This is a genomic window from Paenibacillus sp. W2I17 (genome assembly GCF_030815985.1).
GTDB lineage: Bacteria > Bacillota > Bacilli > Paenibacillales > Paenibacillaceae > Paenibacillus.
Genome location: NZ_JAUSXM010000001.1, coordinates 3703000 through 3728111, shown reverse-complemented (window position 1 = coordinate 3728111; position 25112 = coordinate 3703000). Strand labels below are relative to the sequence as shown.

General features: G+C 43.6%; 22 protein-coding genes and 1 pseudogene. 17 read left to right on the top strand and 6 right to left on the bottom strand.

The features are described 5' to 3' along the window. Positions 1–186 precede the first annotated feature (186 nt). From QF041_RS16505 to QF041_RS16495, 3 genes are all read left to right on the top strand, one after another. Complete coding sequence (locus QF041_RS16505) at positions 187–420, top strand: hypothetical protein (protein WP_047840502.1); 234 nt, start codon at positions 187–189, stop codon at positions 418–420. A 253-nt stretch (positions 421–673) separates the two neighbouring features. After that, positions 674–1504 (top strand): alpha/beta hydrolase, encoded by an 831-nt coding sequence (locus QF041_RS16500; protein ID WP_062836226.1) that lies wholly within the window; start codon positions 674–676, stop codon positions 1502–1504. A 103-nt stretch (positions 1505–1607) separates the two neighbouring features. Next, positions 1608–2393 carry a DODA-type extradiol aromatic ring-opening family dioxygenase gene (locus QF041_RS16495; RefSeq protein WP_017690674.1) on the top strand — a complete coding sequence of 262 codons (786 nt, stop codon included), beginning with the start codon at positions 1608–1610 and terminating at the stop codon, positions 2391–2393. A 169-nt stretch (positions 2394–2562) separates the two neighbouring features. On the opposite strand, the gene QF041_RS16490 is transcribed toward QF041_RS16495, so the two are convergent. Further along, positions 2563–2775: a hypothetical protein gene (locus tag QF041_RS16490; protein WP_017690673.1), complete on the bottom strand. Its 213-nt coding sequence runs from the start codon at positions 2773–2775 to the stop codon at positions 2563–2565. 155 nt (positions 2776–2930) lie between these two features. Continuing rightward, the gene (locus QF041_RS16485) at positions 2931–3473 is read right to left on the bottom strand and encodes a DoxX family protein (protein ID WP_091019780.1); all 543 of its coding nucleotides are present in this window, start codon (positions 3471–3473) and stop codon (positions 2931–2933) included. Between the two features lie 337 nt (positions 3474–3810). On the opposite strand from QF041_RS16485, the gene QF041_RS16480 reads away from it, so the two are divergent. The 4 genes from QF041_RS16480 to corA all read left to right on the top strand — a co-directional run bounded on the left by QF041_RS16480 (position 3811) and on the right by corA (position 8090). Continuing rightward, positions 3811–4884, top strand: a complete 1074-nt coding sequence (locus QF041_RS16480) for a DUF3048 domain-containing protein (protein ID WP_307414971.1) — start codon at positions 3811–3813, stop codon at positions 4882–4884. Positions 4885–5201: 317 nt separating this feature from the next. Further along, the gene (locus tag QF041_RS16475) at positions 5202–5819 is read left to right on the top strand and encodes a DUF47 domain-containing protein (protein ID WP_076215091.1); all 618 of its coding nucleotides are present in this window, start codon (positions 5202–5204) and stop codon (positions 5817–5819) included. A 14-nt stretch (positions 5820–5833) separates the two neighbouring features. After that, positions 5834–6823 carry an inorganic phosphate transporter gene (locus QF041_RS16470; protein WP_307414970.1) on the top strand — a complete coding sequence of 330 codons (990 nt, stop codon included), beginning with the start codon at positions 5834–5836 and terminating at the stop codon, positions 6821–6823. Positions 6824–7130: 307 nt separating this feature from the next. Further along, positions 7131–8090, top strand: a complete 960-nt coding sequence (gene corA / locus QF041_RS16465; RefSeq protein WP_036668386.1) for a magnesium/cobalt transporter CorA — start codon at positions 7131–7133, stop codon at positions 8088–8090. A gap of 280 nt (positions 8091–8370) precedes the next feature. Here corA and QF041_RS16460 read toward each other — a convergent pair whose 3' ends face one another. Together QF041_RS16460 and QF041_RS16455 are read right to left on the bottom strand one after the other, a co-directional pair. Then, entirely contained in the window at positions 8371–9459 is a 1089-nt protein-coding gene (locus QF041_RS16460; RefSeq protein ID WP_307414969.1) for a DNA alkylation repair protein, read from the bottom strand. 133 nt (positions 9460–9592) lie between these two features. Beyond that, positions 9593–10228, bottom strand: coding sequence for a hypothetical protein (locus QF041_RS16455; protein ID WP_179088568.1), 636 nt, complete (start codon positions 10226–10228; stop codon positions 9593–9595). A gap of 452 nt (positions 10229–10680) precedes the next feature. Between QF041_RS16455 and QF041_RS16450 the strand changes: the two genes are divergently transcribed. Together QF041_RS16450 and QF041_RS16445 are read left to right on the top strand one after the other, a co-directional pair. Then, a complete protein-coding gene (locus QF041_RS16450; RefSeq protein ID WP_017690665.1) occupies positions 10681–10971 on the top strand; it encodes a YerC/YecD family TrpR-related protein in 291 nt (96 codons plus the stop codon). A gap of 1 nt (position 10972) precedes the next feature. After that, positions 10973–11758, top strand: a complete 786-nt coding sequence (locus tag QF041_RS16445; protein WP_307414968.1) for a sirohydrochlorin chelatase — start codon at positions 10973–10975, stop codon at positions 11756–11758. A gap of 146 nt (positions 11759–11904) precedes the next feature. Here QF041_RS16445 and QF041_RS16440 read toward each other — a convergent pair whose 3' ends face one another. Then, positions 11905–12474, bottom strand: a complete 570-nt coding sequence (locus QF041_RS16440) for a TetR/AcrR family transcriptional regulator (RefSeq protein ID WP_307414967.1) — start codon at positions 12472–12474, stop codon at positions 11905–11907. Between the two features lie 168 nt (positions 12475–12642). Between QF041_RS16440 and QF041_RS16435 the strand changes: the two genes are divergently transcribed. Then, on the top strand, positions 12643–13569 hold the full coding sequence (locus tag QF041_RS16435) for a ketopantoate reductase family protein (protein ID WP_307414966.1): 927 nt from the start codon (positions 12643–12645) through the stop codon (positions 13567–13569). 69 nt (positions 13570–13638) lie between these two features. Next, the gene (locus tag QF041_RS16430; protein WP_307414965.1) at positions 13639–14055 is read left to right on the top strand and encodes a DUF4395 domain-containing protein; all 417 of its coding nucleotides are present in this window, start codon (positions 13639–13641) and stop codon (positions 14053–14055) included. Between the two features lie 95 nt (positions 14056–14150). Here QF041_RS16430 and QF041_RS16425 read toward each other — a convergent pair whose 3' ends face one another. After that, positions 14151–14867 (bottom strand): NPP1 family protein, encoded by a 717-nt coding sequence (locus QF041_RS16425; RefSeq protein WP_307414964.1) that lies wholly within the window; start codon positions 14865–14867, stop codon positions 14151–14153. Between the two features lie 525 nt (positions 14868–15392). Between QF041_RS16425 and QF041_RS16420 the strand changes: the two genes are divergently transcribed. The 6 genes and pseudogenes from QF041_RS16420 (at position 15393) to QF041_RS16390 (ending at position 24839) form a co-directional block, all read left to right on the top strand. Next, positions 15393–16274, top strand: coding sequence for a diacylglycerol kinase (locus QF041_RS16420; protein ID WP_307414963.1), 882 nt, complete (start codon positions 15393–15395; stop codon positions 16272–16274). A gap of 283 nt (positions 16275–16557) precedes the next feature. Beyond that, positions 16558–18120, top strand: a complete 1563-nt coding sequence (gene rlmD, locus QF041_RS16415; protein ID WP_483874699.1) for a 23S rRNA (uracil(1939)-C(5))-methyltransferase RlmD — start codon at positions 16558–16560, stop codon at positions 18118–18120. Between the two features lie 466 nt (positions 18121–18586). Beyond that, positions 18587–20961: pseudogene (hsdR, locus tag QF041_RS16405) on the top strand (EcoAI/FtnUII family type I restriction enzme subunit R). A gap of 24 nt (positions 20962–20985) precedes the next feature. Continuing rightward, positions 20986–22413: a type I restriction-modification system subunit M gene (locus QF041_RS16400; protein WP_307414959.1), complete on the top strand. Its 1428-nt coding sequence runs from the start codon at positions 20986–20988 to the stop codon at positions 22411–22413. A 3-nt stretch (positions 22414–22416) separates the two neighbouring features. Beyond that, positions 22417–24072 carry a restriction endonuclease subunit S gene (locus tag QF041_RS16395; protein ID WP_307414957.1) on the top strand — a complete coding sequence of 552 codons (1656 nt, stop codon included), beginning with the start codon at positions 22417–22419 and terminating at the stop codon, positions 24070–24072. After that, positions 24069–24839, top strand: a complete 771-nt coding sequence (locus QF041_RS16390; protein ID WP_307414956.1) for an ImmA/IrrE family metallo-endopeptidase — start codon at positions 24069–24071, stop codon at positions 24837–24839. The genes QF041_RS16395 and QF041_RS16390 overlap by 4 nt, the downstream gene beginning before the upstream one ends. Positions 24840–25112: the final 273 nt, after the last annotated feature.

The window sequence follows — 25112 nt, the reverse complement described above, 5'->3', positions numbered from 1 at the left end:
CTTTCGGCAGAAGGATTCCGAGGCATATGATGCCTATGTTTGTTCGTTTATTTTCCCCCGTTCATGTGAAAAAATACCCTCAAGCCTCCCAGATCTAACGATTGTGTGAAGTATGCATAAAGAGCAGCCGATTCCATCACAATAGTAGCATTTCCAACAGAAATCCAAGATTGGAGTGTGCTTGTTATGGATAAACAAACAGAATTGACGCGAAAGCTGCTACTGAACAGCAACTCCCGTGGAGTCGTGGACGAGGTTGTATCCTTTGAAGAGAATCTGGAGGATACGGAGTATGCAGAAGAACTGACAGATGGCAATTTGAAGGGAAGAAGTTTCTGGGACAATAGTGATTCGGGTCATGAGCATGAATGGAATGGGCGGGTGGAGACCCACGAGATGTTCCGTAGAAGCTACGAATAACGATCCTGCAACACTTGTTTGAATTCCAAAGGATATCCGGGCCAGCTGTCATCAGCGTGGCTCATTTTTTTGTGCTCAACAACCGATAAAATGTAGGATAGCAGTCGACGTAGAAAGGGTTCTTACTTACGTTGACTTGAAGGGTACGGGATGATAATATATGAATAACATCTTAATACACACTAAACTTATCGGATTATATATATTTAATAAATGGAAGTTAACAGGCTAAGCGTGGAAAGGGGAAATCGGTATGGAACGTCAGATCAGTATCCGTCATGGACAGGAAGAATTAACAGCCACGATTCATTATCCGGTTGTGAAAGATATCAAGGAGGAGAAGAGTCAGCAACGAGTCCCTCTGGCGGTCATCTGCCACGGCTTCGTTGGTAGCCGGATCGGCGTGGATCGTTTGTTTGTAAAAACTGCACGGGAGCTGGCTGAAGACGGTTATTTGGTCCTGCGTTTCGATTATATCGGTTGCGGAGAGAGCAGTGGGGAGTACGGAGCGGAGGGACTGGAGTCCATGGTGCTGCAGACCCGTTCGGTGCTGGATTACGCGGTGAATTGCAGTGATGTAGATCCTACGCGTGTTACGCTGATTGGTCATAGTCTGGGTGGTGCCGTTGCATTGCTAACTGCTGTACGTGACAAACGTGTCAAAAACCTGGTGATGTGGTCCTCCGTGGGTTATCCATTCAATGATATCGTGAAGATTACGGGACGGGAAGTATACGACGAAGGCGTGAAACTGGGTGCGGCTGATTATCTTGGATACAAATTCACACCGACGTTCTTCGAGTCTCTTGCTGAACAACAGCCATTCCAGGAAGCAGTTAAGTTTAACGGAGATGTACTCGTCGTACATGGCACGTCAGATGAGATTATTCCTGTAGACTACGCATTCCTGTATCAAAAGGTATTCTGGATGCGCCAAGAGGGCCGCTGTGACAAGGAGATCATCTTCCAGGGCGATCACACCTTCTCTTCAGGTAAAGAGCGGGAGCAGCTAATTACGCGTACCAGAGAGTGGCTGGGCGAACGCCAGAAGATCGAGCAGGATTGGCAGCACTGGATGATATAAGTGGCAGGATTACAACTGTTTGGGGATGTCAGCTTGGAAAAGCGCCTTCTTAAGGGTAAAATAGAGGAGTAAGCATTCTATCCGTGTCTGGAGGTTGGCAGCAATGACATTACCCGCACTTTTCATTGCGCATGGTTCTCCCGCTCTGGCGGTGGAGAGCAATGACTACACTCACTTCTTGAACCAGCTTGGAGACAGGCTGCCGGCTCCGAAAGCCATTGTCGTATTTACGGCACATTGGGATTGTCCTGAACCGTCCGTGACGATGGATGATACACATCAGACCTTGCATGATTTTTACGGATTTCCTTCTACAATGTATACGATGGAATACCCTGCATCTGGGCAGCCAGATTTAGCGAACGAGATATGTGCTTTGTTCACACGCAGCAATCTGGCACATCAGCCGATTCGAGGCCGAGGGCTGGATCATGGCGTATGGGTACCGTTGCTCCATATGTATCCCGAGGCTAACATTCCTGTGATTGCTGTATCTGTAGACTCGTTGCGTACGCCGCAGGAACAGTATGATATTGGCCGAATGCTGGAACAGCTGCGGCATGATGATGTGTTAATCATTGGCAGCGGTGGAACGGTCCACAATTTGCGATTGCTCGGCAATACGGATGAACCGCAAGAGTGGGCGGTGGAATTTGATAACTGGATCGGGGAGCGCTTGCAGCAGTGGAACACAAGAGAACTGTTTCAATATGAGAAAAAAGCCCCTCATGCACGCACGGCAGTTCCGTCGTATGGTACAGAACACATCGCACCTTTGTTCTACGCCATGGGTACAGCGGATATGTCCCGATCAGCGAAGCGTCTATTCCAGTCTTACCCTTATGGAACGCTCAGTTTGAACTGCTGGCAGTTTGGAGACGGCGTGTAACTTGGAACAGACAACAGCCTGATTATGGTGTTTGAAGCCAGTTTCGTACGAATAACGTGTATTAATGCATACAATTACAATATATAAACAAAAAAGAAGGTTACTGTACACCCTTGATGGGCTACAGTAACCTTTTTTCAATACAAGGACTTATTCATGCAATAGATCTTTATTTGCGGATTTCGAACAATTCACAGTCTGTACGCGAATGATAAGCGAGCTCACTGACACTGGATTGTACCACTACGGTGTTGCTGTCAAAACGGATAATGATGCCACCGGAGTCAATCTGGTGATTATCTTTAAAAACTCGAACCTTATACTTCATATTCATGGCTTCCTGGAAGTCCGCATCGGTCTCGAGACGTCGCTGGGTCGGCATATCGTGTACTCCTTTGAAGTTCAACTTTATTTCATCATAATACGATTTTCTGTGGATGGGCAAGTCAGTCAGGCATTCGGGCTGATTTTGAAAAGTAAAAAGCCCTGCTCTCCAGGGGGATTGGGAGCAGGGCCGAGAATTCTATGAATGCTTGCTTAAGCTGTTTTCTGAGTTGGGCTAATCGTTGGTGTGTCTTTAGGAAGATTTCCTTTGTTGTTACGAGTGAACAATCCGCGAAGGTAAGGCAGTACCCAATGATCCAGACCGATTTTACCTGCATTTGCACCAGCAACGACAAGGAAGATTTCCATTACAACCAGTTGAGCATTCGTGCTTACTGTTCCCGAGAAGAGGAACGCGAAGTTCATGACCATAGCCATCAATGCAGCTAGTGTAGTGAAGCAACCGAGGATGAGACCCAAACCTACAAGGAATTCACCCAATGGGATAACGAAGTCGAACAGTCCTGCGTTTGGTACTGCGAATTTCTCAAGGAACGTTGCCCACCAAGCTTGGACAGCCGGGTGATCACCTGTTGCTTTTTCTACCGCACCGGCCAAGAACCCGCCAGCTTCGAATCCGCCAGTCAATTTGCTCCATCCGTGAGTCATCCAATCATAACCGATATACACCCGAAGTACTGTCAAAATCCACATTGCTACTTTGTTTTCTCTAAGCCATTGGTTTGTGCTGAACATATGAACCACTCCTTCATGGAATCTAGTGTGTGTTGTTTTTGTTTTTTCTAAGTGATCACCTTTGATGTCTTTATTGTATAGTTCAAAAGTTGTTTTGTTTGTGATTAAAATCACAATCTAGTTCAAATTTTAAGTAAGGTTTGAGAAGTTCACATTTAGGACATATTTTTCTGGCTATATGCTGTTTCAAATGTGAATTTCAAGCTGTATCAAGGCCTTCTAGGCGCAGACAAATCGGATGGGGTGTGATTAAATGGAAAGAAATACGTGAAATGGTTGCTTGATGAGACATATATCACAACTTAGAACCAGGCCATATCGTTCAGGAGGTCCTATATTGAAGCTTTTTAAATGGAACAAAGCAGCATCGGCTGCATCTCTGTTTATTCTCTCATTAAGTCTTGTTGCCTGCCAAAACCAGGAGGCGACCCAGATGCCAGTTCAGCCAGAACCGACACCTGCACCTGTACAAGAAGAACACGTGGAGGAATCCAACACGCCTCTCTATACAGCACCTCTGACGGGTCTGCCTGTAGATGAAGCGATTACGCGTCGACCACTCGCCGTAATGATTAATAATGCACCCGCAGCTCGGCCCCAATCGGGTCTAAGTTCAGCCGATATCATTCTTGAAGTTCTCGCTGAGGGAGGCATTACCCGTTTCATAGCCATCTTCCAGAGTGGAGGCGGTGTGGAGACGGTTGGACCCGTTCGCAGTATACGTCCATATCTAATTGAGCTCGGCGAGAGTTATGATGGGGTACTTGTTCACGCCGGAGGCAGTCCGGAGGCGTATTCCATTTTGCAAAGGCAGCAGAAACAGCATATGGATGAAATCTCGAATGGTGGACCTTACTTCTGGCGTTCCTCGGATCGTAAAGCCCCACATAATCTGTATACTTCAGCCGACAAGCTGAGAGAAGGGTCAGATATCAAGGGTTATAGCCATGACTTCAAGTCTCCCGTATACAAATATAACGAAGAAGGCGCGACTTCCGCAGGAGAGACAGTGAAGCAATTCGATATCCATTATTTATTGGATAGTTACCGGGTGACGTATGATTATGATGAAGTTAGCGGACGATATATGAGAATGGTGAATGGCAAGGCAGATCAGGATCTGGATAATGGCACTCAACTTGGTGCAGCGAACATCATTGTGGCGGGTGCAGATCACAAGGTGCTCGATAGTGTAGGTCGGTTGTCCGTTAATTTGGAACAGGGCGGGGAAGCCATGTTGTTTCAGAAGGGCAAGATGATTCGTGGGCAGTGGGTGAAAAAGCAGGGAGATATTATACGGTTTGTTCAGGGTGGCAGTGAAGTTACTCTTGTGCCGGGTAAAACCTTTATCAGCATTGTTCCCAATCAACCTGAATTTTCCAGTCATGTGAAGCTGGCTGTGCAGCAATAAAAGAATGTAATGAAAGAAAACAATGAAATATGTATTCATTTTGTCATCGAAAAGGCATTATATTTGTCCTTAGCGTGAAAAGTAGAATCGTGTCGATTTTGAATTTTGATGTCGAATTGTAAACGCAGTGTAAAATCTTGACTTGAATTTACCATTATTCCAAATAATTAAGATTCATTTCAGATTAATGTGATAAGAATATAAAAAAGGATCACACCTTTTGTACAAACCATGAAACAAATATGATAAGATATCAAAGGTTGTCATTTCATGTTTCATCGGTTATCAGCAATTTTTCTCGTAAAGGGGATAGAGCTATGAAGCTTAAGAAGAAGAAGGATATATTTTTTGAGACACTGGAGAACATGGCAGATACGGTTGTTCAAGCGGCAGATTATTTCTCCCAGCATGTTTCCAACCTTCAGGATGTGACTCTTTTCGCCAATGAAATGAAGAAGTACGAGTCGAAATGTGATGATTACGTGCATACGATCATTACAGAACTCAACAAAACATTTATCACGCCGATCGAACGCGATGATATCATGGAGCTGACAACAACACTTGATGACGTATTGGACGGACTCGAAGCAACGGCTTCCCGTTTCTATATGTACCAACTGACGGATCCGGACGAATTTATCGTTCAGTTCTCTGAAATTTTGCGCCAATCGGCTTACGAAATTCAGAAGGCGATCCATCTGCTGTCACAGAAAAAATTGCTGGCCATCCGTGAATACACCATTCGTTTGAATGATCTGGAAAACCAGGGCGACGAAGTGCTGCGCATGTGTATCAAACATCTCTTCGCTACCGTGTCTGATCCGATTGAACTGATCAAGCGTAAGGAAATTTACGAGCGTCTTGAGACAACAACGGATGCTTGTGAAGACGTGGCGAACGTGCTCGAATCCATCATTATGCGTAATTCTTAAGGAGCCAGAGAATAATGGAAACAACGATTTGGGTATTAGGTATAGTCGTCTTCCTTGCACTGGCGTTTGACTTCATCAACGGTTTTCACGACACGGCGAATGCCATTGCCACTTCGGTATCAACACGGGCACTAACGCCACGTCGCGCGATCCTTTTGGCAGCGGTGATGAACTTTGTCGGTGCGATGATGTTTACAGGCGTTGCGAAGACGATTGGGGGGAGTGTGACCGACCCCACCACGCTGGATAACGGGATCGAGGTCGTCATAGTCACCTTGATCGCAGCGATTATCTGGAACCTGGTTACATGGTGGTTTGGTATTCCGTCTTCCTCATCACATGCACTTATTGGAGCCCTTGCAGGTGCCGTACTCGTTGGCGCAGGAGCTGAAAAAGTGAAGTGGAGCGGATTCATTGATATCGTTGGAGGTTTGCTATTATCACCTCTGATTGCATTTGCCATCGGTTATGCGGTCATGACGATTCTCAAATACATTTTTGCCAAACGCAGTCCGCATAACGTGAATAAAGGTTTCCGTACGGTACAGATTTTCACGGCTGCACTGCAAGCATTCACACATGGTACGAATGATGCACAGAAAGCGATGGGTATTATTACGTTTGCTTTGGTTGCAGCAGGTGTACAAGATCATCTGGAAGTGCCGCTGTGGGTTAAAATCTCAGCAGCAACTGCGATGGCTCTGGGTACATCCATTGGTGGTTGGAAAATCATCAAAACGATGGGTACCAAAATCTTTAAAATTGAACCGATTAACGGTTTTGCCGCGGATCTGTCAGCTGCTTCCGTTATTTTCACGGCAACGTTGCTTCACCTTCCAGTTAGTACAACGCACGCGATCACATCAGCTATTCTGGGTGTGGGTTCCGCGAAACGTTTCTCTGCTGTGAAATGGGGACTTGCTGGACGTATCATTATTACGTGGTTTATTACGATTCCAATTACTGCGGGACTGGCAGGATTGCTGTACTGGATTATTTTCTAAATAGAGAAGTTATCCCGAACCAATTCGGGGTTACAAGACACTCTGTTCATAACTGTGTGAATATCGGGATATGTGGACAATTATACAACCAAAATCAAGAGACGCCTGTGCATGAACGTGTGGACAGGCTGGATATGTGGATAGCCATCCGTGGAATGATAAACCAAAAGAAGATATTCCTGTGGATACAGGGAACTGTGGATAGGGAAATGAGAGAAGCCAACAGGGTTGGCTTTTTTTGTTGTCGAGTTTGAAGGTACCTGTGTACAATAACGTATAGATACAGGACAAGGAAGTGATCTGATTTATGATTCGTACACTCGCCATTACACGAGAACATCAAGTCTCCGTTAACGTACCACTTACACAGCTGGATCTGAACGATTACGCCTGGGTATGGGCCGATTTTAACCAGCCAACGGAAGAGGAAAGCCGTTTGCTGGATACATATTTTCATTTTCATCCATTAGCCATAGAGGACTGTCTGCATGTATTGCAGCGGCCTAAGCTCGATTATTATGATAATCTGCAGTTTCTTGTACTGCATGCACTGAACCCGTCCACACTGGAAGCCGAGGAGGTTGACTTGTTTCTCGGATCAAACTTCCTAGTGTCTTTTCATCATGGCGTTTTGGAGGAAGTGGATGAAGCGTGGGAACGCTTGTTGCACCATGCACATGAACGAACCATCTGGGCGCGAGGTCCGGTGGCAGCAGCCTATACGGTGATGGACAAGCTGGTCGATCATTATTTTCCATCTCTATTTGCGATTGAGGATGAACTGGCTGAACTGGAGAACCGGGGTGGACAAGAATCGGTGGAAGACTTGATGAACCAGGTGTTTGATCTGCGGACTCGATTGCTGAAGCTTAGAAGAACCGTAGTACCGATGCGGGATCTGCTCTATCGGGTGGTGAACTCGCAGCATGTGCAGCGAACAGGTGAACATACGGCTTATTTTACCGATATCTATGACCATTTATTGAAACTGACGGACATGATTGAAGCCGATCGGGAGATGACCGCTGACCTGCGCGATAGTTATATTTCCCTGAACTCCAACCGGATGAATCAGATCATGAAGACACTTACGGTGATTACGACCGTATTTATGCCACTCACACTGATCGCGGGTATTTATGGCATGAACTTTGCATATATGCCTGAGCTTCAATGGAAATTTGGGTATGGTGCGGTGCTGCTGTTAATGTTTGTGCTTGGCGGGAGTATGGTGGCTTGGTTTGTGAAGCGGGGATGGTTTAAGTAGAAAATGTTATACCTTACTGCTCCGTATGCAGTTCCATCTTTCGGTGATAAGCGCACGCTATTGCAAGCAGATCATCAGAAGAAGATAGCTAGCTGAAGCAACATTTGTTACATATGAAAAGGGCCACTGGACAAGGATCTCAGGCAGAAATAACTGTCGGAAGATGATGTTTGCCAGGTGGCCTTTCTGATTCTTCTATTAGAAGTTTTGAAAAAATGTATCCACATGTGAATAACTATTCCGCTTCAACAAGCTGTGTATAACTTATGATGACTTCCTTTTACTCCATTTCAAGAACAAAAGAAGTTGTAGTTGCTTCTTTGCCATTCACAAGAATGGTAAGCGTATGCAGACCGGCATAATATTTTCTCGTTGTGATAACTTTGAAAGATTGTTTAGTGGCTACCTTGGTTCTGCCTGTCGGGTACATTTTATCGGAGCATTTGAACCGTTTGGGGGCCTGTTTGCCGTTTGCCTTCATATAACCCATCTCATATTCAATTCGCAGCATCTGTGACTCGCCGCTCTCATTAACGACATCAAACGAAAAATGAAGATCTTCGCCAATGCTAATCGTATCCTGGACAAGCTGAAGCTGTTCAATGTGAATCGAATCCTGCTCGTTATAACCAAAAAGACTTAGTGCTTTGCTATGTCCTTTCTTCAGTAATGACCTGCTTGCATGCCGGACAATCCAGTCTGTGTGTACATGTTGTCCGTACCAGGTCGTGGCCAGATCCATAACCAGTTCAGGGTGGTCCTTGGAGATGTCATTCAGATGGTTGGCGACACTTTTGCGAACATAGAGGGACTCGTCCTGTTTTAATGCATGCAGAATCGGAAGTACAGGCGTTGGATCAGTGATAAAGTTCTGGAGTTTCGCACCCCATGGCAAACGTGGCCGGCTGCCCTCACTGGCAAGTCTGCGGATGTGCTCGTTGTTGCTCTCTGCCCAGGTCATCATATGTTTCATTGTTTGGATTGGATAATGTTCAATAAACGGGCGTACCGCGAACTCCGAGCTGGAATAAGGTGTGAAGACGGTTAGATACTTCATGGATAACTCGTAATCCTCTGGGTCAAGTCCGTTCACTTCGATAAAATCCGGTACAAACAGATATTCAACGCCTCTCATCATCGGGGCGGCTTGTTCGATAATATGTAATGCTTCCTCATAATTGTCTGGCAGTACCTGGGTCAAGGCCAATGTGATTCTGCGAATGCGTGCTTTGAATTCCAACTTTTCCCATCCGTCAGCGAAAACCAATTCATGAAATTGCTGTGTATCCAGCTTAGGGTAGAATTGGCGCAACTGTTCGCCGGTCCGATCGATTAATGCGGGAGTATATTTGTCTTTGATAAGTTCCATGGTCCGCCTCCTTTAGTTACTATCCAGTATACCTCAAATTACAGAAATAAGAACGTAAGTTCCTAAACTTTATTTGTATAAGGATGAACGGTGTTAAGGCACCCGCCTTCTGTAAGGGGGTGCCTGAATTTTTTTAACCTTTGCGACTTTTGGGACGGCGCTTCGTGGAATTGGATTTGCGGCGGATTGGAGTTGTATTGCGGCGACGTGGAACATTCGTTGCTTTGTTCCGGCGTTTACTTTTGCGTTTCCGGGGCGGCGTATATTCTTCATAGTCTGCATCAGCTGCACTTTTATTCGTTTTTCCTTTTCCAAAAGGCAGAATGCCCATAACGAGTTTCATCATCGGAGCCATCTGCTGGATCCCACCAACAACCTTCTGCATTTTGCCTATTCCACTCATGATTCCATCAATACCGCCAAAGCGGTCGATCATTCCTTTTAACTCACCGATGTTGGCTAATGAAAAGCCGGAACTGCCAGTAGCAGGCGCCGTTACCGGAGCTGGGGGAACAACCTGAGCTGCACCTCCATAAAAGTTCCCGCCAGCCACACCTTGCCCATAGGGTACGACTGCAGAAGCTTCGACTTCACCGAAGCCCGGGTAATGGGGCTCTACTCCAGGATACATCGGTTGAATCTGAGTTTCATTCAAAGACCGCGGAACCACACCGGGCGGCATATAGGCAGAAGTATGTGCCTGCCGATGAGCATGAGAAGACGGACGCTGCCCTGGTGCTGGCTGGCGGTGATAATAATGCTGTGGCATGAACGATCACGTTCCTTCTATTGGATTTCGGAATTGCGTTCCATGAGTTGCATGACAGATGTACATCATAGACCCTTGTGGAACTCCCTTTTGTTATACTGTATGTCATTCGCGGAGAGACGGCGTAGGCGGGTATCCCGGAAAACGGGATATTTGCGGATTTGGGCGCATGTATGATGGCAGGTTCCCGAAGAGTAAAATGCAGTTTGGACACAAAATTGTAACATTTAGGAGGATTGAAATCCTACATAAGTAATCGGATATATACAGGTGAAAACTGGGAAATAGCGCGGTAATTTCGCCCGATGTACGCGAGGGGAGGACAATAGTACCTTTTGTAAGCGGTAACATGTATTTTTATTCTGTAGTGCGTGAAATCGGTAACGCTTGAAATACCAACTCAGGGTGAGTACAATGTAGGTACACAGTAACCGCTAGGGGATGATGATGAAATGCAGCTGAAAAAGCTAAATGATAAAAGTATTGAACAACTATTTGAGGCTATTTTGACGCTAAAAGATATTGAAGAGTGTTATGTTTTCTTTGATGACCTCTGCACAGTTAACGAGATCCAATCCATGTCCCAGCGGCTGGAAGTGGCTCGTATGTTGGGTAAAGGCAATACGTATAACCAGATTGAAGCAGAGACAGGTGCGAGTACAGCTACAATTTCACGTGTGAAACGCTGCCTGAATTACGGCAATGATGGTTATAAAATGACGCTGGAACGCCTGGGACGCTAACATGAAGAAGCCGGGTGTACTCATCATCAGTCACGGTTCACAGGAGCAGACCTGGGTGGAATCCGTCGATGACGCGATCTCCCGGTTGAATCTGCCTGTTCCATTACCGGTTGAAGCCGGTTTTCTTGAACTTGTGGAAGGACGCCTGATCCAGGACGGTATCGACCGACTGGAAGCACAAGGCGTAACCGATATTCTGGTCGTACCTCTATTTGTTTCGTCCGGGAGTACACATGTGGATGAAATTGAATATGCCATTGGTGCAAAGGAAACACCTGATCGCGAAACGGATCTGGAACCGTTCGATGTGAAGGCTCGGGTTCACTTCGGTTATCCGGTGGATAACGATCCGGATATTGCCGTGATGGTGTGGGACAAAGTCCGATTACTGTCGCAGCAACCGGAGGAAGAAACGATTCTGCTGGTAGGCCATGGGAGTATTCATGATGGTTTTCGCGAGCGTTGGGAAGCCGGAATATCTTCCCTTGCAGAGCGTGTGCAGGAAGTTAGTAGTGTAGCCCATACGGATTATGCATTACTGAATCCAGAGAGTGTGTACGACAAAGTGAAGTACTGGAGCGAAGAGCGGGGGAACCGAGTCATTGTGGCGCCGCTGTTTTTGAGTGCCGGTTATTTCACGAGGAACGTTATTCCGGATCGGCTGCAGGAACTGAACTATGTGTACAGCGGTGAGACACTATTGCCACATCCATTGCTTGGGCAGTGGCTGGAGCGCCAGATCCAGATTTTGCTGGAGAGATGTAATGAGGTTAAAGCTTCTTCTTGAAGTGATCGCTCTGGCACAGGTGTGTAATCACATCGCTCGCAGTAATGTCGCATCAATTGATTTGAACTCCGTAGCTTCATTAACAATCAAACCACGTCCTGAGGACGTGGTTTTTATTTGTTGTAGATCACTCGAACGGGGCTAGGTTATCCATTAATGGGTGCGTGCAAATGTAGATGTAGCTCTAGTAAACTTATTAATTGGTCAACGATCTCCTCGGCCGGATAAGGCATGGAATTCATAATCCACCACTCCAGAAGACCGACTGCAGCGGAAGCAAGAAACTGTATGGTGATCTCTTTTTTCATACCTTCCTGGATGCCACAGGCATCCATTTGTTCCTCCACTCCCTGGACCAACAATGTCATCAACTTACTACGGAATGCCGGAATACCCTTTTTGGTTAGAAGTGTGGTATAGGTAGAGGCATGCTGTTCCAGATAACGGAAAGTTCTGAGCAGCGCATCCTTGGCCGTAACGGGTGTTGTAGTATAGCTTTCGATCATACAGGCATCCAACAACTGCTGCAAATAGGTCTCAATGCATTGATCCAACAGGTCGAACTTGTCAGCGTAATGCAAATAGATGGTTCCTCGGTTTACATTAGCCCGATCAGCAATATCGTTTATCGTAATTTGCTCGAAATCCTGTTCCTCCAGTAACCCCACAAAAGCTTCAATTATCGCCTTTCGTGTCTTGAGTACTCGTCTGTCCATGGCCCCTCCTATGATGGTTTTCAACAATAAGGAATCATTCGTTGATTATTCAACAAAAACGGATATTTTAACGATTGAAGCACAGTAGGTGCTTTGTTACTCTTATTTTATCAACAAATGTTCATAAAACAACGAATATTGATAAAATATGAAATTGAGGGATAACCAATGAAGATATTAGTGTATGGTGCTGGGGTCTTGGGCAGTCAACTGGCACAGGTTCTGGTGCGCGGCGGCAATGATGTTACTATTCTGGCTAGAGGGAAGCGGGCAGAGGAGCTGGAGAAGGATGGAATCGTCATCCGGCATATTTTTCAATTCAAAACGACAGTTGATCAGGTTCGGGTAGCCAGAACGTTGGAAGTGGATGACCAATATGATCTGATTTTTGTTGTCATGAAATATAACGATTTTCCTTCAGTGTTACCTATTCTGGCAGAGAATCAGAGCAGTAATATTGTGATTGTGGGAAACAACGCAGATGCGCGAAGCATGCAAAACTTTTTGGAGGAAAACAGCAGGGTAGCAAAACAGGTCGCGTTTGGATTCCATGTGAGTGGAGGGAAGCGGGAAAAGGACCGCATGTTATCGATCGGTGGAGGCAGCGGACAGATGGTAATCGGCAGTCTGGACGGAGAGATAGGCTTTAAACCTTTGCTGGATCAAGCTTTTCAACATGTGAAATACAAGTTAAATGTTCTGAGCGATATTGATGCCTGGCTGAAAAGCCATATCATCCCCATTCTGATGCTTAATGCGGTGAGCTTTAATGAGGAGCGTGAGTTGATCAAGTTGGACGGGAACAGAAAGCAAATCCAACATATGATTGGGGCGATGGATGAAGGCTTTAGTGTTCTTGAAGCTATGGGCATAACGATTATACCGGAGATTCAGGCTAAAATGGTTCGCAAGCATCAACGGATGTTGTACCTTCTGTTGAAGATCTATAGTGTGCTACCAATTCATAAGCTAGTCGCAGGTTCTTTTGGAGAGATTGAGGCATTAAATAATGCATTTACCGATTGGAAAAAGACAACAGGCATCCCGACTCCCCATTGGGACGTGCTGAAAAGAGATTTTACTATCCTTAAATGAAGTATTGCTCATTCCTTGCATACCGACTAAAATAAAACCAACTAATAAAATGGGGATAAGGAGATACGGATGCGGGAAGTGCCCATGCGTTATGTGAAAGCAAATCAGGTCGGTATTGTATTGTTTGTTTTACTCTCGTTTGTGTTCAATCCAATTGTAGTTCTGGGAGCGCTGTGGAGCATTCAGGTGGTTGGTCTGGCTTCCAGTGGCAAGCTTAATCTGTTTGTGCAGATTGGGAAAGCTGTGTTGACTGGGAAAGGTACAGAGACGCAGGCGGTGGAGCTACAGCGATTTAACAATATTCTGGCCGTGCTCTTCCTGTCTCTGGCACTCATCTCGTTCTCGCTTGGCTGGGTAGCCGCAGGTTATGTATTCTCCGTCATGCTTCTCGCGGCTGCAAGCGCGGCACTGCTGGGTTATTGTGTAGGCTGTACCGTCTATTTCTGGTATAAACAGTTGCGTGCAGGAAAAAAAATCGGATTTTGAGGTTGGCTGAAGAAGTGATACAGGTATCCGGGATACTACGATAACTTCATAACGAAATCCCCCTCAAGTAAGCTGTCCACTTGAAGGGGATTTTTTTATCTAAACCAGGCTTTGTTTAAATTGTTGGTAAAATTGTTATCGTTGAAAGGCACGTTGGCGCTACCAAAGTTTGTCGTGTTGAGTGCATTTCGTGCGGCAGAAGTCAGATCGTCCCATCCGATTAAAGGCTGAGTTCCACCCACAGCATTAGTAACGCCAAGCTCATGGTTCAGTGGCCAGGTACTATTATAGGAAATCAACGGATGGTTACCTTGTGTATTGTTATTGCTCGGTGTAACTTTGGTAAACTGGCCGTGACCGGAATATGCGATAGAGAGGATTTTGGAATTGGCAGCTGCCGGATTATCGACCCACACGACGATTCCTTCCCAATCATGACGATGGCCGAGTCCAGAGGAAGGGGAGTCTTTGGGGAAATACCATGAATACATGATAGCCCACACCCCATTGTGCCATGTGGAGCGGGAGTAGATCTGCCCTGTACTTGAGCTACAGTTTCCATTCGATGACCCGGACGTATTCAGGCCAGCGCTGGTATTGCCCTGTTGATCCACTGCGGGGAAAGGCACGCATCCATGATAGACCTTCAAAAACGGCTGAAAACGCTTGGCCGCTTGTTGTGTCACGGTGACTGGTGAGACTTCCTGAAATCCGACAACCTGATCATGATTAATTTCTGCTGCTTCAACAACGGTGACCCAAGGAATACATGCCATAAGAAAGACCAGGAGCATTAACACGATTTTTTTCATTTACACTTCTCCTTCAAGGGTATGATGTGGTGCTAAGTTGAGGGTGCACTAAAACTATATTGGAAAAAGGTTTATGTTATTTATCTTTTCATCTTAAGATTTGTAAATTTGTAGCATATCTATGTCATAATCATATAAAGATCATCGAAATCGAAGACTAATTCCTGTCCAAGCGGGCAGAATGGTTGATTAATGAGACTATTTTACATAAAAGGTAGTGGGGAAGATTCAGGAGCGGTGCGTGAGGTTTATTGGGTAATGGATGGATTAATGAGTACCTATATGAAAAAATATACTTATGGATTACAGGCTAGGACATCTTTACATTTGATGATATGATAGGAGTTAAAGGCTTTGGAATGAGACGGAATTCCTGATGCATAGATATAGGTAAGACGAAAGATTAGAGCAACATTAACGGAAGTTCATTATTGTGTTAAAAATATGCCCTTTTGTGGACTGATGCAACGTAAGAATATGAGGTCGTTTAGACTCATGGATAATGTGGAATAGGTGGCGTATGAGATGAAAAAAGCTCGCTTAATATATAATCCGACCTCAGGCCGGGAAGAAATGAAGAAACGTCTGGCTGATATTTTGCAGCGTTTGGATCAAGGTGGTATTGAAGCTTCATGTCACGCAACAACGGGTGAAGGTGACGCAACCCGGGAAGCTGAACTGGCAATTGAACGCGGATATGACATGATTATTGCTGCTGGTGGCGATGGCACGTTGTACGAAGTGATTAACGGTATGGCTGAGCGGGAGAATCGTCCTCCGCTGGGTGTGTTTCCTTTGGGAACGACGAATGATTTTGCACGTGCACTCGGCATTCCGAGACAGTGGGAAGATTACGTGGATCTGGTCATTAAACAGCAACTTCGTCCGCTCGATCTGGGCAAAGCGAATGATAAATATTTTATCAACATCGCCGGTGGCGGCTCATTGACTGAACTGACCTATGAAGTACCGAGTCGTCTGAAAACGATGATTGGGCAACTGGCCTATTATATGAAGGGTATTGAGAAAATGGCGAGCCTGTCTCCTCAGGAGCTGATTATTCGCGCCGACGGTCAGGAAGAAATCCATGATGAATTCATGTTATTCCTCATCGCCAATACCAATTCGGTCGGGGGGTTTGAGAAGCTGGCTCCGGGTGCAACCATTGATGATGGTCTGTTCGATGTGATCGGTGTCCGCAAATGTAATCTGGCCGATATGATCCGCCTCGTAACGCTCGCGCTGCGTGGGGAGCATCTGAACGACAAGAAAGTGGTTCATTTCCAGACGAGTCATATGGAAGTTACGTCGCCGGGTTATGTGCAGCTGAACCTCGATGGAGAGTTGGGCGGCACATTGCCAGCTACGTTTACGAATTTGCGTCATCATCTGATGTTGTATCGTTAAATACTAAAAAGAAAGAAGTGAATGTACGTTGTCTAATACGAACCGCAGCGGTCGTGGAAAAAACCGCCGGAATTCGGCTGCCTCTCAGGGGCAAGGGAACGCTTCAGCGTCCCGTCAGCCAAGTCAATCATCTCGTCCATCACCACGTCAGCAAGGAAAAGAGGTGCGGCCACAAGGCGCATCTCTTTCTGCCGTTCGTCCAAAAGGGAGAGCGCGTGAATCTGCACCAATCGAAGGACTGCCCGTTAGCAAAAATGAAGAGACCGTCATCGACATCATTGGTATGAACCATGACGGCGAGGGTGTAGGTCGTGCGAATGGATACACGCTCTTCGTGCAGGGTGCGCTTCCAGGTGAAACCGTGCGTGTGCGCGTGATGAAAACCAAGAAGCAGTATGGTTACGCCAAACTGCTGGAGATCGTGAAGGCAAGTCCGGATCGTGTGTCCGCGCCTTGCCCGATCTACGATCAGTGCGGCGGCTGCCAGATCCAGCATATGAGCTATGCCGGACAGCTTGCGTGGAAACGCCAGTTGGTAGTAGATAATTTGCAGCGGATTGGCAAGTTGAACGTGATGGTGGAGGATGCAGAGACGTTGGCATCCAACGTGCAGGATGATAATGAGGGCGCCGAACAGCACTTGCAAGATGACGTTTCAGTTGGTGAGGCGAAGCTGGAGGAGCGGTTGGTACAGGAAGAGAATGAGCCAACTCAACCTGGACAAGCATCTTCTAAAGCACAAATGATTGGAAGCAATCGTATTCGTTTTCGTCTCGAAGGTGTCATGAACGAAGAAGATACGGAGCAGGGCATTCGTGTACTGCCTACGATGGGAATGGACGAGCCATGGCGCTATCGGAATAAGGCACAGGTGCCGATTGGCGTTACCGAGGGTGGTCTGGTAGGTGGTTTTTACGCTAAAGGAAGCCATCGCATCATCGATATGGAGTGTTGCCTCATTCAGCATGAGCACAATGACGAAGTGGTTGCGAAGGTGAAGGAGATCGGCAGTCATTTTGGAATCAGTGCATATAACGAGGAGACAGGTCGTGGTCTGATGCGCCATGTGGTCGTGAAGAAGGCATTCCGCACGGGCGAGATGATGCTCGTACTGGTCACCAATGGTCGAGACATCCCGTACAAAGACGAATGGATTGGCAGTATCCGTGAAGCGATTCCGCATGTGGCGAGCATCTGCCAGAACGTGAACAAGAAACAAACCAACGTCATCTTTGGCGATGAGACCCGCGTCCTGTGGGGCCGCGATGTAATCTATGATTATATTGGTGATGTGCAGTTTGCGATCTCAGCGCGTTCGTTCTATCAGGTGAATCCGGTGCAGACGGAAGTACTGTATGGGAAGACGGTAGAGTACGCAGGACTGACTGGCAAAGAGACGGTAATTGATGCCTATTGCGGCATCGGAACGATTTCTCTTTTCCTCGCGCAACATGCGGATCAGGTGTACGGGGTAGAGATCGTACCTGAAGCGATCGAGGATGCGCGTAGCAATGCCATGTTGAACGAGATGCGTAACGTGAAGTTCGAAGTGGGTGCATCCGAGGATGTTATTCCACGCTGGAAAGAACAAGGCATCGAGGCCGACGTGATCGTTGTCGATCCGCCACGTAAAGGCTGCGATCCACGTTTGCTGGAAACGATCCTGGAGATGAAGCCGGAGCGAGTGGTGTATGTGAGCTGTAATCCGAGCACATTGGCACGTGACTTGCGTGTGCTGGAGGATGGCGGGTATCGCACGGTTGAGGTAACGCCGGTGGACATGTTCCCACACACGGTGCATGTGGAAAGTGTAGCGGTTCTAAAATGGGCAGGGACTAGCAATTAAGCCCCTCATTTTCATACCCTATTAAATAAAACGAGTGATTATTGTAGGGAATTTTAGTTCAACAATCTTTACTAACTTCAAGTTATATATATTTGAAAAAGTTGTTTCATGATGCGTTCATCTTCGATGTCTATCTTTGCAAGCTTATCAATTTTATGCTTAAAGGCATGAAGATGAACTCTTATTCATTTTGGGCTGTAAACCTTCCTTTACTAGAATTAAGGAACGCAATTGCTCATGGTTAGTGGAAATAAGATTTCAGCAATAATATTCAGAAGTTTCATCAGCCCCTTAACCTCCCTAATTTGGGAGTTTTTTTATGGAAACATATAACTGCTTACAGCCAAGTTTAATTGAAATGTTATATAATGGAGGTAATAATCTGTCGAATAAAGGATTACCGGATAGATTGTGAAGTAAGTTAATGGAATGATTTTAAGGTATTTTTCGATGAGGGGGTTTATCAATGAATAAGAAGGACATGTCAGAACGCGATATATGCTCTAAATACATAACACCTGCACTCATCCAATCAGGATGGGATTTACAAAAGCAAATACGTGAGGAAGTTACTTTTACAGATGGCAGAGTAATCGTTCGTAAAAAGATGGTTTCGCGTGGAGATAAAAAACGAGCCGATTATATTCTTTATTACAAAACCAACATTCCCATAGCTATTATTGAAGCAAAAGACAATAAGCATTCACTCGGTTCAGGTATGCAGCAAGGATTGAACTATGGAGAGATACTGGACATTCCTTTTGTCTATTCTTCCAACGGTGACGGCTTCTTAGAACATGATCGAACCGCTCAATCAGGAATGGTAGAACAGGAGATCTCTCTTAGCCAATTTCCTTCGCCTGAAGATTTATGGAATCGCTATAAGCAATTTAAGGGTATTGATCAAAAAGCTGAAGAAACAATCACCCAGGATTATTATTTTGATCAAGGCTCTAAAAGCCCAAGGTATTACCAACGAATTGCAATCAACAGAACTATTGAAGCTTCACAAAAGGACAAGATCGTATTCTACTTGTCATGGCAACGGGGACTGGTAAAACATATACCGCCTTTCAAATCATTTATCGTCTTTGGAAGTCTAAAATGAAGAAGCGAATTCTATTCTTAGCAGATCGCAACATTCTTGTTGATCAGACAATGGCGAATGACTTTGCTCCTTTTGGAGATAAAATGATTAAAATTAAAAACCGGAAAGTTGATAAAGCTCATGAGGTTTATTTAGCTTTATATCAAGGCATTACTGGTACTGAAGAATTTCAAGATGTGTACAAAGAGTTCTCACCTGACTTTTTTGATCTTATTGTTATTGATGAATGCCATCGAGGTAGTGCTAAGGAAGACTCTTCTTGGAGAGAGATACTAAACTATTTTAATGGTGCGACTCAAATTGGTTTAACGGCTACTCCAAAAGAATCTAAGGAAGTTTCAAATCTAACGTATTTCGGAGATCCTGTGTATACATATTCATTGAAGCAAGGAATAGATGATGGGTTCCTTGCTCCATATAAAGTTGTAAGGGTTACGCTAGATAAGGATGTTGAAGGATATCGTCCTACGAAAGGACAGAAGGATAAATACGGTCATGAGATTGAAGACCGAGAATATAACATTAAGGATTTTGACAGAAAGCTTATTCTTGAACAAAGAGCGAAGACAGTTGCAAAAATGGTATCTGATTATATGAAGAATAATAATTCGCGCATGGCAAAAGCGATCTTTTTCTGTGTTGATATTGATCATGCCGAACGGATGAGACAAGCGTTAGTTAATGAGAACTCTGATATGGTTGCTAAAAACGCAAAATATGTCATGCGTATCACGGGGGACAGTGAAGAAGGGAAAGCAGAACTAGACAATTTTATCGATCCCAACACACCTTATCCTGTATTAGTAACTACAAGTAAATTAATGAGTACAGGCGTGGATGCACAAACGTGCCAATTGATTATTATTGATTCAAATATTGGCAGCATGATCGAATTCAAACAGATTATAGGGCGCGGTACGAGAATTCGAGAAGATCATGGGAAATTGTATTTTACGATTATTGACTTTAGAAATGTAACGAAGTTATTTGCCGATAAAGAATTCGATGGTGATCCCGTTGTCGTGATGACACCGACAGGAGATATACCTCCTGAAGATGATGAACCAAATGATCCTGACATGGATGACGGTGAAGAGGGAATACCTGATGGCTACGGAGACGGAATTGGTGATGACTCAACTGCTGGGGGAAGTGGTATACAATATGAACCACCAGCGAAATATTATGTCCACAATGTCGAAGTGAAAGTATTGAATCATCGGGTTTACTACTACGACAAAGATGGTAAACTGATAAACGAATCGTTGATTGATTACACGAAGAAAAATATGAAAAATGAATATCACTCGCTCAATGATTTTCTACAAAAATGGAACGATGCGGACAAGAAAGATGCGATATTGAAAGAGTTAGAGTCTCAAGGTATTTTACTTGATGAGTTGCAGGATGAAGTAGGAAAAGACTTAGATCCATTTGATCTAATCTGTCATGTGGCTTTTGATATGCCTCCATTGACTCGTCAAGAACGGGCGAACAATGTGAAGAAACGGAACTATTTCGCAAAGTATAGTGAAAGCGCAAGAGTGGTATTAGAAGCACTATTGGATAAATACGCTGATGAAGGTTTGGCTAATTTAGAAAACTTGGAAGTGTTGAAGATTCCTGAATTCCAAGTTTACGGTTCACCCATTGAAATCGTTAAAAGATTTGGTGGGAAAACTAGCTATTTAACAGTGATTAAAGAATTGCAAAAAGAGATTTATACAGCATAGGTTACCTCAGAAGGAGAATGAATAATGTCAGTTTCATCAGTTATAAAATCAGTTCAAGATACAATGCGCAAAGATGCAGGTGTCGATGGCGATGCACAACGTATTTCTCAATTAGTGTGGATGGTATTCCTTAAGGTGTTCGATGCGAAGGAAGAAGAATGGGAGTTAATGCGGGACGAATATACTCAAGTTGTTCCCGAAGGCTTGCGCTGGCGAGATTGGGCAGCAAATGATGAAGGAATGACAGGCGATGAATTACTGGATTTCGTTAATAATAAGCTATTTAAAGAGCTGAAAGAAATGGTTCTTGATGAATATAGTGATCCGAAGGCTTTTATCGTGAAAGCTGTATTTGAAGATTCTTATAACTATATGAAGTCTGGTACATTGATGCGTCAAGTGATCAATAAGTTGAATGAGATCGACTTTTCCGCACAGGAAGATCGTCATACATTCAATGATATATATGAAAGTATTCTCAAAGATCTTCAAAACGCAGGAAACGCAGGAGAATACTATACGCCACGACCAGTAACACAATTTGTCGTTGATATGGTCAACCCAATTCTAGGTGAGAAAGTGTTAGATTTTGCTTGTGGAACAGGTGGGTATTTAACTAGCACGATTGAACACTTTAAAAACACAGGGCAGATCAAGAATGTGGAAGACAATCAGGTGCTGCAGGAAACGATCATGGGAATTGAGAAAAAACCGATGCCTCATGTGCTTGCGATCACAAATCTGATATTGCATGACATTGATGCCCCAAAGATCAGACATGATAATTCATTAACTAGAAATGTGAGAGATTATAAACCGATAGAACAAGTAGATGTGATTGTGACAAATCCTCCCTTTGGTGGTATTGAAGAAGAGGGGATAGAAACGAACTTTCCCGAGAAGTTTCGGACGAAAGAAACTGCAGACTTATTTATGGTGCTACTGATGTATATGCTCAAAGATGGCGGTCGTGCAGGTATAGTCTTGCCAGATGGCTTTCTATTTGGTGAAGGTGTCAAAACGGCAATTAAGGAAAAGTTACTTGAAGAATTTAACTTGCATACTATTATCCGATTGCCAAAAGGTGTGTTTGCTCCTTATACGGGTATTAATACGAATTTGTTGTTTTTTGAAAAAGGAAAACCTACAGAAGATATTTGGTACTTCGAGCATCCATATCCTGTAGGGTATAAAAGTTATTCTAAGACTAAACCAATTCGACATGAAGAGTTTGAATTGGAAAAGAAGTGGTGGGAGAACAGAGTTGAGAATGATAATGCTTGGAAAGTTAGTATAGAGGATATAAAAAAACGTAATTATAACTTAGATTTGAAAAATCCATTAATTAAGACCGTTGATGATACGTTTTCAACTGACGAATTAGTAGATCGACTTCTTGAAGCTAATAAAAAGACAAATGATTTATTACTTCAATTAAGGAGTTTTGTGTAAATCATGAGTCTATATAAATTCTATAAAAAATCAAATCCTTCAGTTGCAGTTGCAAAGATCGTGTTTAATTATCTATATTCCAATGTCCCTATAAAAAAAATAGAAGAGATAGCTGAATCGACAAGCGGTGGAACTCCTAAACGTGGAATTAATGAATATTATGGTGGAAATATCCCTTGGATAAAATCTGGTGAATTGAATGATTCCTATATTACAAGCTGTGAGGAGTATTTAACAGAAGCAGGTCTTAAAAATTCATCAGCCAAATTATATCCTAAAGGCACTTTGGTTTTAGCGTTATATGGTGCTACAGTTGGGAAAGTAGGGGTCTTAGATTTTGAAGCTGCCTCAAATCAAGCTGTATGTGCTATATATCCAAATGATGAAATTGATAAGGATTATATGTTTTGGTTTTTTAAACAAAAAAGACAAGAGTTTATTGAAAGCAGTTTTGGTGGCGCTCAGCCGAATATAAGTCAGAGAGTGGTCAAAGAAACTGATATTCCTGTTCCAAGTCTAGAAATGCAAAAAGAAGTCGTAACATTTTTAAATCAATGTGAATTTGAAGGGGTTATCGGTAAGGAGTTTTTAAATAATGAACTCTTGAAACAAATTGAGAGATTTTTTAGTGTTCGAACCTGTTGTGAGGAATTAGAGAATTCGATGAAATTGACTGAGAGTCTGATTCTTAGCCTACGTCAATCAATTCTTCAAGAAGCTGTTCAAGGTAAACTTGTGCCACAGGACCCGAACGATGAAGCAGCGAGTGTGTTGTTGGAGAAGATAAAGGCTGAGAAAGAGCAATTGATTAAAGAGAAGAAAATCAAGAAAGAAAAGTCGCTACCTCCAATTACTGAAGATGAGATTCCGTATGAACTGCCGCAGGGTTGGGAATGGGTGAGATTAGGGGAAATTACTCAGTTTGTGGGAGGATTTGCTTTCAAGAGTAATTCTTACATCGAATATTCAAACAACCAGATAGTGAGATTAGGCAATGTTAAAAATGATAAATTGTTATTGGACTCAAATCCTGTCTATATACCTGAGGATATTGCTAGAGAAAAGGAATTATATCGGTTAAAAGAAAGAGATATATTAGTTACGATGACGGGTACTAGAGGAAAACGCGATTATTTTTATACATGCTTAATTGAGACGTCCCATTTAAACAAAAAATTGTTTTTAAATCAGAGAGTTGGATGTTTAAGAAGTTCTGAAAATCTTTATGTAAAATTAATTAATGTATTCTTGAAATCAAGCGTAATATTGGATTTTATCTTTGAAACTGAAACTGGAACAGCTAATCAAGGAAATATTGGGTCGGGTGATATTTCTTCTAAAATTTTATTTCCTCTTCCCCCTCTCAACGAACAAATAAGTATCGTTGAAAAGGTCGATCAACTGATGGCTCTTTGTGATGAATTGGAACAAACTATAAAGCAATCGAAGCAGGAAAGCGAATTGCTAATGAATTCTGTGTTACAAGAGGCATTTAACTCAACTAATGTGGATTATAATGTTGTAGAGTTTCCTTTAGTAAACTCTTATGATATCGAAGATTGGGAGATCGCTGCGCGTTCCGATGGGGATATTAATTCAGATACAAAGGCAAAAATTAAAAATAGAGTGATTGAGTTACTCGGAAATTCGCAACAATGATACCGACTCAAAAAGCACAACAGGTGCTGCGTGATTTTAGTATTTCATCTTCACCTGCTTTAAGCATTAACCAAATCTTCGAACATTATAATATCATCTACGATGAAATGGATTATGGGAATTCAAACTATATGGGAAGCTTAATTCGTGCCAAAGGCAAGACAATCATTCTTATCAATACAGATATAAAGAATGCAGGAAGAATTAATTTTACAAAAGCCCATGAACTGGGACATTTTAGCTTAAATCACAAAGGACAGCAGTTTGAATGTTCCCGAACCGATATGTTAGATTCTACTAGAAAGCCACTTGAGCTAGAGGCGAACCAATTTGCAAAAGAATTTCTTCTTCCTGAACAAATGGTCAAGCCCATATCTATGTCAGCACCATTCGACTTTGATACAATCAAAGCAATCAGTAATGAATTCGTAGTTTCCAAGCTTGTAGCCGTGTTTCGAATACTCGATTTTCATTTGGGAAATTATGCCTTTATTGGTTCTAAACATGGTGTAATTACTCATCTTCGAATGTCAAAGAGTCTCGTAGGTAAGATTAATATCTTGAAATTAGGTGCTTCTATCCATAACAAATCATCTGCCTATGAGTGTCTGATTTCAAATTTTCGAATGACTGGGTACTCATCTGTTGATCCTAAAATCTGGATTACAAGAAATAAGTTAGGCTCAGCAATTTCATTGAAAGAATATTCAAGAGCAGATAAACTGTCCGGAAGTGTCTTGACTCTTCTCAAAGTGGATTTCTTGTAATTCGATATTCGTGGATGATGGGCAAGGTGTCACCCTATCAATGGACAAGGTAGTGATGGTAAGAACTCACTTTTAAGTAACCAATAAGTTGTAATTATAAGCCGAAGACCCTGTTCTATTCAGGTCTTGGGCTTTACAACATTAAGATAAAGACGTTTAGTTAATTTTCTCTGTACAGCCGTAAAAGATGGGTAGTCAGACGTTTATTTGATGGGGGCACATCGTATAAGATTTGTTCTCACTGAACACTCGTCACATGTAGAGTCAGTGGCG